Annotated in this window: 11 protein-coding genes; 3 read left to right on the top strand and 8 right to left on the bottom strand. The window is 42.4% G+C overall.

Going from position 1 to position 14,688, the window contains the following annotated elements:
- Positions 1-22 precede the first annotated feature (22 nt).
- Both xylB and xylA read right to left on the bottom strand, forming a co-directional pair.
- Complete coding sequence (xylB, locus tag BN3349_RS08845) at positions 23-1,468, bottom strand: xylulokinase (protein WP_040976942.1); 1,446 nt, start codon at positions 1,466-1,468, stop codon at positions 23-25.
- A gap of 144 nt (positions 1,469-1,612) precedes the next feature.
- On the bottom strand, positions 1,613-2,929 hold the full coding sequence (gene xylA / locus BN3349_RS08840; RefSeq protein WP_040976941.1) for a xylose isomerase: 1,317 nt from the start codon (positions 2,927-2,929) through the stop codon (positions 1,613-1,615).
- A gap of 213 nt (positions 2,930-3,142) precedes the next feature.
- Between xylA and BN3349_RS08835 the strand changes: the two genes are divergently transcribed.
- From BN3349_RS08835 to BN3349_RS08825, 3 genes are all read left to right on the top strand, one after another.
- Positions 3,143-4,342, top strand: coding sequence for a MalY/PatB family protein (locus BN3349_RS08835; RefSeq protein WP_040976940.1), 1,200 nt, complete (start codon positions 3,143-3,145; stop codon positions 4,340-4,342).
- Complete coding sequence (nhaC, locus tag BN3349_RS08830) at positions 4,332-5,735, top strand: Na+/H+ antiporter NhaC (RefSeq protein ID WP_040977184.1); 1,404 nt, start codon at positions 4,332-4,334, stop codon at positions 5,733-5,735. Before BN3349_RS08835 ends, nhaC begins: the two co-directional genes overlap by 11 nt.
- A gap of 253 nt (positions 5,736-5,988) precedes the next feature.
- Entirely contained in the window at positions 5,989-7,164 is a 1,176-nt protein-coding gene (locus BN3349_RS08825; RefSeq protein WP_040976939.1) for a XylR family transcriptional regulator, read from the top strand.
- Between the two features lie 77 nt (positions 7,165-7,241).
- Here the strand turns inward: BN3349_RS08825 and BN3349_RS08820 are convergent, their stop codons facing one another.
- The 6 genes from BN3349_RS08820 to BN3349_RS08795 form a co-directional block, all read right to left on the bottom strand.
- A complete protein-coding gene (locus BN3349_RS08820) occupies positions 7,242-8,666 on the bottom strand; it encodes an L-fucose/L-arabinose isomerase family protein (protein WP_040976938.1) in 1,425 nt (474 codons plus the stop codon).
- Positions 8,667-8,681: 15 nt separating this feature from the next.
- Positions 8,682-10,163 carry an FGGY family carbohydrate kinase gene (locus BN3349_RS08815; protein ID WP_040976937.1) on the bottom strand — a complete coding sequence of 494 codons (1,482 nt, stop codon included), beginning with the start codon at positions 10,161-10,163 and terminating at the stop codon, positions 8,682-8,684.
- 100 nt (positions 10,164-10,263) lie between these two features.
- On the bottom strand, positions 10,264-11,199 hold the full coding sequence (locus BN3349_RS08810) for a transketolase family protein (protein ID WP_040976936.1): 936 nt from the start codon (positions 11,197-11,199) through the stop codon (positions 10,264-10,266).
- Entirely contained in the window at positions 11,192-12,022 is an 831-nt protein-coding gene (locus BN3349_RS08805; RefSeq protein WP_040976935.1) for a transketolase, read from the bottom strand. Before BN3349_RS08805 ends, BN3349_RS08810 begins: the two co-directional genes overlap by 8 nt.
- 67 nt (positions 12,023-12,089) lie before the next feature.
- The gene (locus BN3349_RS08800) at positions 12,090-13,127 is read right to left on the bottom strand and encodes an ABC transporter permease (protein ID WP_040976934.1); all 1,038 of its coding nucleotides are present in this window, start codon (positions 13,125-13,127) and stop codon (positions 12,090-12,092) included.
- 20 nt (positions 13,128-13,147) lie between these two features.
- Positions 13,148-14,671, bottom strand: a complete 1,524-nt coding sequence (locus BN3349_RS08795) for a sugar ABC transporter ATP-binding protein (protein ID WP_040976933.1) — start codon at positions 14,669-14,671, stop codon at positions 13,148-13,150.
- Positions 14,672-14,688: the final 17 nt, after the last annotated feature.

Below are 14,688 nucleotides of genomic sequence, written 5' to 3'. Positions count from 1 at the left end.
TGTTTGTCGCATATTTAAGCGGTTAACATCCTTTCAAGCGCCGATATAACTCAGTGAATGCCGTGCGTTTTTGCCGGTAGAACTCATGGCGTTGCGAATTGGGTTGGTAAACGGCTTCCTGCGGCAAGGGCTGACAAAATGTAGCAATATCCTGTTGCGGGTGCAATGCAATTTGTGCCAGTTTTGCCGCGCCCAATGCCGGTCCCACATCACCGCCGGTGCGGTATTCCAACGTGCGTCCACTAATATCCGCCAATAACTGACGCCAATAAGCGCTTTTTGCCCCGCCGCCGATTAAGGCGATATTCTCAGCCTGTACGCCGGTTTCATGCAAGACATCAATACCTTCGGCTAAAGCGAAACTAACGCCCTCAACAACGGCTTTTGCCAGCGTCGCCGAGTTATCGTTATGGGTTAAGCCCCAAAATACGCCTTTGGCATAGGGATCATTGTGCGGTGTTCGTTCACCGGATAAATACGGCAAAAAAATCGCTTCAGATTTAACCGCACTTTTTTCCACTTGCGCAAAAAGCGTTGCAATATCCACAAAGCCCAAAGATTGCTGCGCCCAATCTACAGCGGAAGCCGCGCTTAATATCACCGACATTAAATGCCAGCGCTTAGGCAAGGCGTGGCAAAAACTGTGCACCGCTTTTTGCGGATTGGCGAGAAACTTATCGGTTACCACAAAATATACGCCTGAAGTGCCGAGAGAGAGCATCGCTTGCCCGGCTTGATACAACCCAATCCCAATTGCGCCCGCGGCATTATCGCCACCGCCAGCCACAACGGGCACTTCGCCTACCCCCCATTTCTGCGCCAAGGATTTGCGCAAAAAGCCTGTAATCTGATTGCCCTCAAAAAGCTTAGGCAGATGAGATTGCGCCAATCCGCACGCGTTCAGCAAGGCATCGTTCCAAGCTCGAGCCCCCACATCTAGCCACATGGTACCCGACGCATCCGACATATCCGAGGCATATTCGCCGGTCATGTGCAAACGCAAATAATCCTTTGGTAACAATACTTTGGCGATTTTTGCAAAAATTTCAGGCGCGTTTTTTTGCACCCATTTTAATTTTGGCGCGGTAAACCCGGGCATCATCAAATTGCCGGTGATTGCACGCGAATTTGGTACAAGATTTTCCAGCTCCGCACATTCCTGTGCGCTGCGCCCGTCATTCCATAAAATTGCTGGAGAAAGCACTTGATCTTGCTTATCCAACAAGGTGGCGCCGTGCATTTGCCCTGTCAGCCCAATAGCTTTGACCGCGGATAACTCTTGTTGCTCAGAAAGTTGTAACATGGCGCAATCTACCGCCTGCCACCAATCTAACGGATGTTGCTCCGACCAAAGGGGTTTAGGGCGAGAAATTGAAAGAGGCTGCTGCGTGGTGGCAACAATTTTTTGCTCCTCGTTTAATAAAACCACTTTGACACCTGAAGTGCCGAGATCGATACCAATATACATATTTCCTCCTTTTTATGGATTTCGCTGTGCTAACATCTCTCCGTAGAGACAGGGTTTATCCCTGTCCGTTCATCGATGAATATTTTTCGGACAGGCATAAAGCCTGTCCCTACAGCAAATATTGCGTAATATTGTGACCGCACTTTAACCGTACATATACCGATTCACCAAATTTTCCAAATATTCTTGCTGCCCTGAAACTAATGTCGGAGATAAGTTTTGAGCTTGCACGATTTGCGCCAGTTTTTCAAGAGAAGACTCGCCGTTTAAAATTTGTTTGCCAAGTTCGGTTTCCCAGCCTGCGTAGCGTTTTTCTACGATGTCTTGCAACACCTTGTCTTGTAGCATTTTCGCTGCCCGCTTTAAGGACAACGCCAGCACATCAATCGCGCCGATATGGGCGTGGAATAAATCGTAAGGATCAGTGCTTTGACGGCGGATTTTGGCATCGAAATTAAAGCCGCCGGTGGTAAAACCGCCGTGTTTTAAAATTTCATACAGAATTAAGGTATTTTCTTCCACGCTATTTGGGAATTGATCCGTATCCCAGCCGAGTTGTGCATCGCCACGGTTGGCATCAATGGAGCCGAAAATATCCAAGGCGCAGGCGGTGGCGATTTCATGCTGGAAGGTATGCCCTGCAAGGGTGGCGTGATTGGCTTCAATATTGACTTTAATGTCTTTTTCCAAGCCAAATTGTTTTAAGAAGCCGTACACCGTCGCCACATCATAATCATATTGATGTTTGGTTGGCTCTTGCGGTTTCGGTTCAATAAGAAGCGTACCTTGAAAGCCGATTTTATGCTTATGTTCCACCACCATTTGCATAAATCGCCCGATTTGATTGCGTTCACGTTTTAAATCCGTATTCAAAAGCGTTTCATAGCCCTCACGCCCGCCCCACAGCACATAGTTTTCGCCGCCGAGCCGTTTGGTAGCATTCATGGCGCTAAACACTTGCGCCGCCGCCCACGCAAACACTTCAGGATTAGGATTCGTCGCCGCCCCCGACATATAACGCGGATGGGTAAAACAATTCGCCGTTCCCCACAACAATTTTACGCCGGTTTCTGCTTGTTTTTGCGCCAAAATATCCACGATAGTTTGCAAATTATATTGATATTCTTGAAAAGAATTGCCCTCAGGCGCCACATCCACATCATGAAAACAATAATAAGGCACACCTAATTTGCTGAGAAATTCAAAAGCGATATCGGCTTTTTGCTTTGCCGCCTCCAACGGATTTGTGCTTTTCTGCCAGCTTCTGTCCAGTGAACCTGTACCAAACATATCATTGCCGCTCCAGCAAAAAGTATGCCAATAACACACCGCCAAGCGCAAATGCTCCGCCATGGTTTTGCCGAAAACCACCTCTTCCGCGTCGTAATGTTTAAACGCAAAAGGATTGGTGGATTGCACGCCCTCAAAAGCCACTTTTTCAATTTTGTCAAAATAAGCCATGATAATTTCTCCTTAATTCCAACCGTTTCGAGAGCATAATCGATGAAATTATTAATGCAATCAATTACGTTATTTGATTTACCGATTAAGATTATTGTTTATTGTGGGCTGGGTCACAAAAGTTAAAAAACGTAATAGAAATACCAGATTTAACAATTTTAATAATTTTTCTCACGATTTAAAGTTTGTATAAACCTAATCCCGGAGGCTATTATGACAGAAAATCAATTTGATATTTTTATCGACAGATCAAAAAGTAGCAGTGCCAAATGGGAAATGACCCATAAATACGGTGAGGATATAATTCCAATGTCTGTAGCTGATATGGATCTTTCTGCCCCCCGAAAGATGATCGAATATTTATCCAGACAAAACAATGTAGGTATCTATGGTTACACCATATTACCGGATAATTACTATGATATTGTCAGAAAATATATATTCCGCCATTATAATTATAAAACCACTAATGATAGTATTCTTTTCTGCCCCAGAATAATCCAAGCCATATCTATTTATATTAAAGAATTCACATCAAAAAATGACAGAATATGTATCCTTACACCTTCATATAGTCCTATCATAGATGCAATTACATTAAATGAAAGATATGCTGAGAAATGTGAATTAGTTTATCATAAGGGAAATTATTCTATTGATTTTCATAAACTAGAAAAATGTTTTAAGATATCGAAAGCCTTTATTTTAATTTCCCCCCACAATCCTACAGGAATAGTCTGGTCATATAACGAATTACAAAAAATATCCCAGTTAGCTGAAAAATATCGCGTATTTATTCTATCAGATGATGTTCATGCTGATTTTGATTTTTCAGATAATAAACATATTATTATTTCCACTTTAAGTAAATATATTGAAAACAATTCAATTATTTGTACGTCTCCAGCAAAAACATTTAACATTCCAGGTCTAGAAATATCTAATCTAATTATTTATAACAATAATGTTAGAACAAAATTTCAGAAATGCATGCAAGCATTAGGCATGCATAATCCAAATTTCTTTTCTATCCCGGCGATTAATATTGCCTATCAATATTGTGATGAATGGCTAGAATCGTTAAAACATTATATTTATCAAAATAAAATACTTGTACGAGAATTTTTTAATCAGAATATTCCCCAATTAGAAATAGCAAATAGTGAAGGTACTTATCTCGTTTGGATTAATTACAGTAAGTTACATATTAATGAAGAAAAATTGAAACATTGGTTTATTGATCTATCTCATATAGAGGTATCGTGGGGGAGCAATTTTGGTGTAAAAGATTTGCCGTTTTTCAGAATGAACATTGCAATGCCAAGATCCTTATTAGAAGAATGTCTAGATAAAATCAAAAATGGACTAACTTTATTAATACAAGAGGAAATTAATTATGAATATGCGCAATAAAATAAAAGTTCCAACATTACTACAAGCACTATCTCCTATATTAGTTATGTTGTTCTTATTAGGTTTAGGCTATGCATTCTTTAATTTACCGCCAGAACCATTAATGGTAATTTCTTGTATATTTGCCGGATTTTTAGTCAAATATTTAGGATACAACTATAACGATATGTTAAATGCAATTGCTGATAAAATTGCAAAAACAATGCCGGCATTATTAATATTGATTACAGTAGGGTTACTAATCGGCACTTGGATTGCAGGGGGAACGATCCCTATGATGATTTATTATGGTTTAAAGATCATCGATCCCCAGTTTTTATATATTACCGCGCTTATTTTAACATCTATTGTATCTGTTTGTACCGGGACATCTTGGGGTTCAGCCGGAACCGTTGGTGTTGCTTTTATGGGGGTTGCTATCGGATTGAATGCCAATTTAGCTGCCACTGCAGGTGCGGTTGTTGCTGGAGCTTATTTTGGTGATAAATTATCTCCTTTATCAGATACAACTAACATAGCTTCAGCTGCAACTGGAGTAGATCTCTACGAGCATATTACCCACTTACTTTACACAACACTACCATCTTTTATTTTAGCTGCCATAGTCTATGTTATTTATGGAATGAATGGAAATTTACATGATGCCACAATACCAGAAAAAGTGTCGACCATGATTTCAGATCTGGAACAAATCTATCATTTCAATATAATTTTACTACTTATTCCTGTTATCATTATTTTATGGGGCTCAATTACCAAAAAACCAACTATTCCGGTTATGCTACTCTCAGCTTTTATTGGGGTATTAAATGCATTATTCATCCAAGGATTCACATTACATGATGTTATTAATAGCGCTGTCAATGGATTTAATGTATCAATGATCCCAAATAATATTCCTGTCAGTGCTGATCTAGCTCGCCTTTTAAATCGAGGAGGGATGAATTCAATGATGGGAACATTACTCATTTGCTTCTGCGCTCTCTCCTTTGCTGGTATTTTATCACTCAGCGGAGCCTTGGACGTTATCATCAATCATTTATTAAAACTAGTAAAATCGACAGTATCATTAATCTTTACAACAATAATTTGCGGACTAACTATGATTGGTGTTACTTGTAATGGTCAAATTTCTATTCTAATCCCGGGAGAAATGTTAAAAAATGCTTATATCGAACGCGGGTTACACCCTAAAAACTTAAGCCGAACCGTTGAAGACTCTGCAACAATTATTGAACCAATTCTTCCTTGGACGGCTGCCGGTGCTTATATGGCGGGTACGCTTGGCGTAGCAACTATATCTTACTTACCTTGGGCAATATTATGCTGGAGTGGTATTGTATTTGCTATGATATGGGGAATCACTGGATTTGGTATTGCAAAATTAAAATAAATTTTACCGTTCTAAAAAAGCAAATTCACCGTCCAATCTTGATTGAACGGTGATTTTTCATCTTAAAAAAATCATATTAGTTAATTTAACTACTAGCTTGTATCATAAAAAGTAAAAATATTCTAAGATTAGAAAACCCATCCAAAGTGTGTAAATAATTTTATTCGAATCAAATAGCTAATACAAAACCATACTCTTTCTCAATAAATTAGGTATGCTATATATACTTGTGTCATCGTAGGAACAAGCCATTATGATAACCAATCTGAAATACTACCGCATCGCCCTGCTATTTAACGCTAACAAAGTTTATGATCGTCAGATTGTTGCCGGTGTCGGGCAATATTTACAAGCATCGCAATGCACATGGGATATTTTTGTCGAAGATGACTTCGTTTATCACAAAGACAGCATTGAAAGTTTATCGATTGACGGCATTATCGCAGATTTTGATGACCCGGAAACAGCCGAGCGCTTACAATCCGTGGCGATTCCAACCGTCGCGGTCGGCGGTTCGTATCGCAATCCGGCATTTTACCCGCCGCGGCCCTATGTCGCCACCGATAACGATGCACTGGTGGAAATGGCTTTTTTACACTTGAAACAAAAAGGCATTTCCAGTTTTGCATTCTACGGGCAGCCGTCGCCCTGTGAGCGGCATTGGTCAATTGAACGACAAAACGCATTTTCCGCATTAATGGATAAATATGCCTATGCTAAAAATATTTATCTGGGCGAACACATCAATTCGCAAAACTGGCTACAGGCGCAGGCATGTTTGGGGGAATGGATTGCCTCTCTGCCCGAGCATACCGGCATTATTGCCGTTACCGATGCACGGGCGCGCCACTTATTGCAAGTTTGCGAATATCTGAAAATCGCGGTGCCGGAACAACGCTGCGTCATAGGTATTGATAACGAAGAATTGATTCGTTATTTATCCCGCGTTTCGCTGTCTTCCGTGTCACAAGGTACCAGACAAATCGGCTATCAGGCGGCGAAACTCTTGCATTATATACTAAACGGACAGCCGGTCGGCCACAAACCAATTCTGATCCCACCGCTGAAAGTTGAACAGCGCAGTTCGACAGATTACCGTTCACTGCGCGATCCATTGGTAATACAAGCCATGCACTATATTCGCCACCGCGCCTGTCAGGGCATTAAAGTAGAGCAAGTGCTTGATCATCTGCGCACCTCCCGTTCTAATCTGGAATTACGCTTTAAAACGGAAATGAATAAAACCGTGCATCAGGTCATTCATGAAGAAAAAATGCAGCGTGCGATAAATTTATTACGTCAATCGGACATTTCTATTCAAGAAATTTCAGAAGTCTGCGGCTATCCGTCATTACAGTATTTCTACTCAGTATTTAAAAAAGACTATCACCAGACACCAAAAGCATTTCGTGAACGAAATCAGACATAAAGCAAAAGTGCGGTCGGTTTTAAATGCGTTTTAAACCGACCGCACTTTTTAACCTTTTCGATGGCGTTTAAAACTGATTACGCCCGTTTATGATAATAGCAATCCACCCCCAGATATTTAGTGAACGCTTCATACAATATTTGTGCCGAAGAAGAATGGTTCATCGCCACATGATGTTCAAAACCGTTGTTGCATATATAGGCTAGCAACTGTTCCAATTCCGCCACTTGGATCACTGCACGACACCCAACGGTATCTAATTCATCATCAACAAATTTACCTTCGCCCACATAAGCCTTTACCCGACCATCAAGATCATCAGTCGACAGCCTGAAATAAGTCAACGACCCAGCTTTCATCCGTCCGTTAATCGCACCGCAAGTATTTTCACAACCCACAGTTGTGCCGATAATATCCGCCGTACTCATAAACGGATTATGTAATTCTTCCGTTGCATAATTGCCGCAGTGGAACATGACACATTTATCCCGTTCGTCGCCAAAATTATTATTCCAGTCGGCAATGGAGGCCGGTTTCATTGATGCGATCGACAGCGCGTACATAGATAATGCTCCCATTACATCCACTTCACAGGCGCTCGGCATTAACTGACCGGACATTATGCTCATAATGGAACAAACATTGATACCCAAAGTATTTTGCAAAGATGTCCAGCATTGAATAGCTGTCGTATCAATATCATTTTCTACAATCCAATTACTGATCACCACAAACAGTTTCGCCATCATAGATAATTTATCCTGCGGAATTGCCGATGTGTCGGCATTATTTTTTAGCAGCTGTAATTTTTCCACAATGCGCAGATCATCATCGTGCAAAGCGTTCACTCCGGCAAAAATTTCCGATAAATCGATGGTTTCCACTGAAATACTTAGACGCTCCAATAATTTTTCACTGTAGCGAACCGTGTTAAATCCGCCCGGGCGCGCACCGATTGCGCCGATGCGACAACCTTTCAAAGCGTAAACTACGCGGCAAACGGAAATAAATGAAAGCAAATCTCGTTTAAACGCTTCTCCGGTTAAAGCACAAGTATGCTGAGTAGTCAAGCTAAACGGGATACCATATTGACGTAAATTATTACAAAGTGAGATTTTACCGCAGAAACTGTCACGACGGGTTGCCAGCCCCATTTTGTGCAATTCGTCGTCTTCAGCCTGTATCAAAACCGGTACGTTTAACCCCGACAGGCGAATACTCTCGGAGATCGCTTTCTCATCACCGAAATTCGGTAGCAATATCACGATACCTTGAATCTCATCACAGTGCTTTTTAAGTAGTTGCGCAGCAATCTTAGCATCCTGATGAGTCTCGATACCGCCATAATTAGTATCCTGTTCGCCCAACATCACTGTTTTAATATCCAATTCCTTAAAAAGGCGTTCTGCATCGCGTCGCGCATCACCGACCAAATAGCTTGGAAAAAATCCGCGGTTACCTATTAATACTGCAACCGTCATTTGTTTCAATGCTTTTCTCATAATCCATCACTCCAATTAATATGCCTGAAATCTTGCTCTCTGCACCGCAACTTTCCAGTCTTGATAATTTTTGTCCATCACATCCGACATCACATTCGGTGTAATAACATTTATCTTTCTCGGTAAAGCGGATAATTGTTTACAGTCGCCCCACCAACCCAAAGCTTTACCTGCTAAATATGCTGCACCTAAAGCGGAGACTTCGGGCACCTCGCTACAAATAATGGTACGCTGTAGTAAATCCGACTGAAATTGCATCAACCACCGATTTTTAGTCGGTCCACCGTCCACAGACAATGTTTCCAATTTACGTCCGAGTGTTTGTTCCATCGCCAAAAACAAATCCGCTACCTGATACGCTACCGATTCCATTGCCGCACGGGCAATCACGGCCGGCGTTGCCGCATCGGTTAAGCCGCAAATTATACCGCGAGCGGCGGAATCCCAATAGGGAGCCCCCAAGCCAGCCAGTGCAGGAACAAAATATACACCACCGTTACCATCAACCGATTGAGCCATTTCGCTTAATACACTGACATTTTTCAATCCCAATGATCTGGAAGCAAATCCCAACGCCGAGCCAGCATGAGTGATATTACCTTCCAAAGCCAAGCTAAGCTCACCGTCATGCCAAGCGACAGTAGTACTTACACCAAAATTTCGGTGCGGAATCGAACCGCACTTTGTCATCAATGAACTGCCGGTGCCATAAGTCGCTTTTACTACGCCTTCATTAAAACCTCCCTGTCCGTACAGAGCGGCATGGGAATCACCCACCTGTGCCATAATCGGAATACCATCGGGCAGACTGCCACAGCCTTGGGTCTCACCACGATAACCGCTGGAAGGAAGAATTTCTGGTAGACAAGCCAAAGGGATACCGAATAAATCCAGTAGCTGAGGTTCCCATTGTGCCGTATGCAGATTAAATAACTGATAGCGCGAAGCATTGGAATAATCTGTGACAAATACCTGGCCACCAGTTAACTGCCAGACCAACCACACATCCACGGTACCGACACAAATTTCTCCACGCGCTGCACGCTCAACACCGTTTTCGATAGTGTTAAGTAACCATTTGATTTTTGCGGCGGGAAACAGCGGATCCAATACCGAACCAGTCAGATCTCGAATCATTGAAGATTGGGGCGACTCTGCTATAGTACGGCACAATGCTTCCGAACGACGACATTGCCAACTAATCAAAGGGGACAACGGTTCGCCTGAACTACGGCACCAAGCTAATGCGGACTCACGCTGATTGCTGATAGCAATACCTTTCAAATCCGCCGGATTCAACAAATTCAGGCAAAAATTGACCGCATCTCGAGTCGCTTCCCAAATAGCCATTGGATCCTGCTCCGCCCACCCTGGCTGCGGATGGGTTAATCTTACAGGAACACTGCCTTTAGCCAGAATATTTCCGTCAATCCCTACCGCAACCGCTTTTGCATTGGTAGTACCTTCATCAATCGCAATAACAAAAGGTCGTATCATAGTTGGTCCTTTTTTCACTAAAAATAGGAATAGAAAAGTTATATGGTCCTTTTGGGAGTCATGACAAAACGCACAAGATTTCGACCGCACTTTAACTCATTTAACTCAATGCCAATGCAACTTTCGCCACGCTTTGCGCATCAATACCATGATATTTGCGCATGGATTTGCGATCCGCCGCCAATGCATATTGTCCATCGGCTATACCTAACCGTTTCAACTTAATTGGTGCACCATGTTCCGCCAAAACTTCCGCTACCAGACTGCCCAAACCACCGTTAATGTTATGTTCTTCCACAGTTAGCACAGTTTGACAGTCTTTCAGTGCATCAAACAGTTCTTCAGTGTTGCAAGGTCGGATAGATGGAATGTTGATTACTGTCACTTTCTCACCTTTTTCTGCCAATAATTTGGCGGCGGTAACAATTTCATATACAGTAGAACCCATTGCAACCAGTGCAATTCGTTTACCTTTTTGCAATAGGTCTATTTTACCCGGTTCAAAACGATAATCTTCATTATGAATTTCCGGCAGTTCCTTGCCGTCCAGACGGATATACACCGGACCGACATAATTAATGGCATAATCAATAATCTGGCGACATTCCAATGGACTGGACGGAGCAAAAATCTGAATATTGCCGAAACCGCGCATAACACTTATATCATCAATACTGTGATGAGTGCTGGCTAACGGTCCGTAACTCGCTCCAGCATTCAGACCGAATAATTTCACATTGGTATTGTTGTAACAAACATCGACTTTTACCTGCTCGTTAGCGCGCGATACCAGAAACGGCGCCGCGTTACAAGTCGCCGCAACTTTACCGCCCAAAGCAAGCCCTGCAGCGCATCCGACCAAGGTTTGTTCCGCAATCCCCACATTCACCAAACGATCGGGAAAAGTGTTGATGAAAGGTCCGATTTTGGCCGTGGAAGTGGAGTCTGCCACTACCGGCACCAAATCTACGCCGTTTTCGACCGCACTTATAAATCGCTCAACCATAATATTGGTTAAATGTTCTGCCTTATTCATCTTTAAGCTCCTCTAACGCTAATTCAACCTCTTCGCCTTCAGGTACTTTGTGGTGCCATTCCGGTCTGCCTTGAATAAAGGAAATGCCCGCCCCTTTTATGGTATGAGCAATAACGACTATCGGCTTGCCTTGCGGTTTCAACCCTTCCAACGTATTAACAACGGAACGGACATCATTGCCCCGACATTCATGTACCTCCATACCGAAAGCCTTCCATTTTTGGTCAAGGGGATCGGTATTCATAATGTCTTTGGTAAACCCGGCCAGCTGTAATGTATTTTTATCATTAATAATGATCAGATTGTCCAACTTGTAATGTGCAGCCACCAAAGCCGCTTCCCAGTTGCTGCCCTCGTCCAGTTCACCATCGCCGGTCAATACATAAATTTTGCGCTGACTACCATTTTTCTTGGCTGCAAGCGCTAGTCCGACCGCTATAGGTAAGCCGTGTCCCAGCGCACCGGTATTCAACTCGACTCCCGGAGTTTTGTGCTTTACAGGGTGACCGGGGAGTTTAGAATCCGCGTGCTGATAGGTCGACAACCATTCATGCGGGATATAACCTGCTTCCGCTAAACAGCTATAATAACCGCCGGCACCGTGACCTTTAGACTGAATATAAATATCTCGTTTAGGATCGTTGAGTCTGTCCGGTGCACAATTCAGTACTCTAAAATACAGCGATGCTAAAATATCCACCTGAGATAGATCTGCCCCAGTATGCCCGCCTGCAGGACTATTGGCATTCATTACTACGATATTGCGGCGAATCGCTTTGGCTTTCTTTTCAATGTCCGCATAAGAAAGTTTATATGGATTCATATTCAACACTCCTTATATATTCCTTGGTGAATATATATTCACAATGATAAAAAAATATTACCGATAGTTATGCTTTCTGTGAAGCAACGGCAACTTTGTACTGAAGCCGGTTTTGCATTTGGTCGATAATCACTGCGGCAATAATCACAATCCCCTTAATCACCATTTGCCAGAATTCACTAACGCCCATCATCACCAGTCCGTCAGCTAAAATTCCGATAACGAAAGCGCCGATCAACGTTCCACCGATGGTTCCCCGTCCGCCTGCCAATGAAGTTCCTCCCAATACTACCGCTGCAATAGCGTTCATTTCAAAGGCATTACCTGTCGCTGGGTGACTAGCAACTAATTGTGAAGTAACCACAATACCCGCAAGCGCCGCACATAAACCGGAAATAGTATATACCCAGACTTTGACACTATTAACCTTGATGCCTGATAGTTCCGCCGCTCGTTCGTTATCACCAATAGCATACACGTGACGACCGAAAGGCAGTTTTTTAGCCACATAAGCGATAATTCCGGCAACGATAAACATCAACCAGATAGCATAAGGTACACCGAACAAACTGCCGACACCTATTACTTCAAACCCAGTATTGCTTAACTGCGAATTACCCGATAATCCAGGAAAAGTTTCACCGTTAGACGTCAACATCGCCGCACCGCGAAAGATATACATCGTACCTAAGGTACAAATAAAAGGCGCAACGTTATAACGTGTGATAATAAATCCGTTCAACGCCCCCATTAATCCTCCGAGTAACAATACAAAAGGTATAATGACCCAAACACTCGGGAAGATAGCAATACCGAACATAGGTAATACAATCCCTTTGGAAATAAGATAGCCAGCAACCATTCCGCACAAACCCAAAATGGCTCCGATAGATAAATCAATGCCAGATGTGATAATAACAAAGGTAATTCCCAATGCCAGTAACGCATTAATTGAAATATGCTTGACCATAATAATTAGGCTCGACGGATTGAGAAAGCCGTCAACGGTAAACGTAAAAAACGCTGCAATAATAATTAACGCGATAAACGTTCTTAATTTTAAAAGCAGCAATGTGAAATTGCCTGATGAAGCCGAATTCGACATAACACCTCCGTTAATATTTGCTACTGAAATCCTTTAGCACTGGCTAACACAAGATTTGCTTCGTTTGTTTCATTTCTCTTCACGTCAGCAGTTAATTTACCGTTGGACATCACTAAAATTCGATCGGGTACAGCCATGATTTCTTTTAAATCCGACGTAGAAAATAAAATACCTATTCCTTGTTGAGACAATTTGACCATCATTTCAAATACGTCCGCTTTGGCACCGATATCGATCCCTCTCGTCGGCTCATCCAGTAATAACACTTTAGGTTCGGTTAACAACGAACGACCAATGACGATTTTTTGCTGATTACCGCCACTAAGCGCCTGAATTTCTACTTGAGGTGAAGATACTTTGATCGAAAGTTCTTTAATCGCTAAATCAATTGCATGTTTTTCATCTTCGTCGGAAATCACCATATTACCTTTCAACCGTTTCCATAAACTGGATACAGTCAGATTATTTCCTACGGAACTAACCGGAAAGATACCGGAACGTTTACGATCTTCCGGCACCAAACCCAAACCCATTTTGATCCGGTTGATTGTTGAGGTGTTTTCATTAATGATAATTCCGTTGAGCGAAAAGAGCCCCGAATATTCTACTTTTCCAAGCAAACATTCGAATAATTCCGTTCTACCAGCCCCCATCAAACCGTAAATACCGACAATTTCCCCCGATCTTAAAGAGAAAGAAACGTCATCCACCACTTTATTTTCTGACTCGTTAATACAGGTGATATGCTCAGCTTCCAGAATTTTAGGGCCGAATTCACGATTTTCCGGCAGAAAATCGGTTACCGGATCACTACCTAGCATTTCTCTGACGATCCAAGGAACATCAATATCTTTTACTGCCGCTTCCGATTGGAATTTACCGTCACGCAAAATGGTGATATAGGTACCGATTTCCATCAATTCCTCCAGACGGTGAGAAATATAGATAATGGAAACCCCTTGGGAAGTCAGTTCTTGAATCACATCGAATAAAATCTGTACTTCGGTTTTGCTCAGGGCCGAGGTAGGTTCATCTAAAATAAGAATATCAATTTTCCCCGCTAAAGCTTTGGCAATTTCAACCAACTGTTTCTGTCCTACTTTTAAGTTAGAAACTATTTCATTTGGATCAATATTCTGTTTCAGACGTTTAAGTAATTCCCTACTAGCTTCATATTGAGTCTTGGTATCTATCGGAGCTATACCGAATTGAATTTCTCGCCCAAGGAAAATATTTTCCATAACGCTGAGATTTTCGGATAAGTTTAGTTCCTGATGTACTATGCCGATACCGTGTTCCGCCGCATTACGGGGACTGACAATTTCCACTTTTTGTCCGTTAATAAACAACTCGCCCAGGGTCGGCTGCTGTACGCCGGCCAAAATTTTCATCAATGTCGACTTGCCAGCACCATTTTCGCCGATGATCACGTTCACCGCACCGCGATAAACGTTATAGCTGACATCATCCAACGCTTTGGTACCCGGAAAAATCATGGAAATATGTTCCGCCCGCATTATTACATCTTTATTTTCAATACTCATAATGCCTACCTTCCATC

The organism is Necropsobacter massiliensis, assembly GCF_000827595.2.
Taxonomy (GTDB): Bacteria; Pseudomonadota; Gammaproteobacteria; order Enterobacterales; family Pasteurellaceae; genus Necropsobacter; species Necropsobacter massiliensis.
Note: the sequence above shows the minus strand (reverse complement) of the source record. Positions and strands in the feature narration are given on the sequence as shown.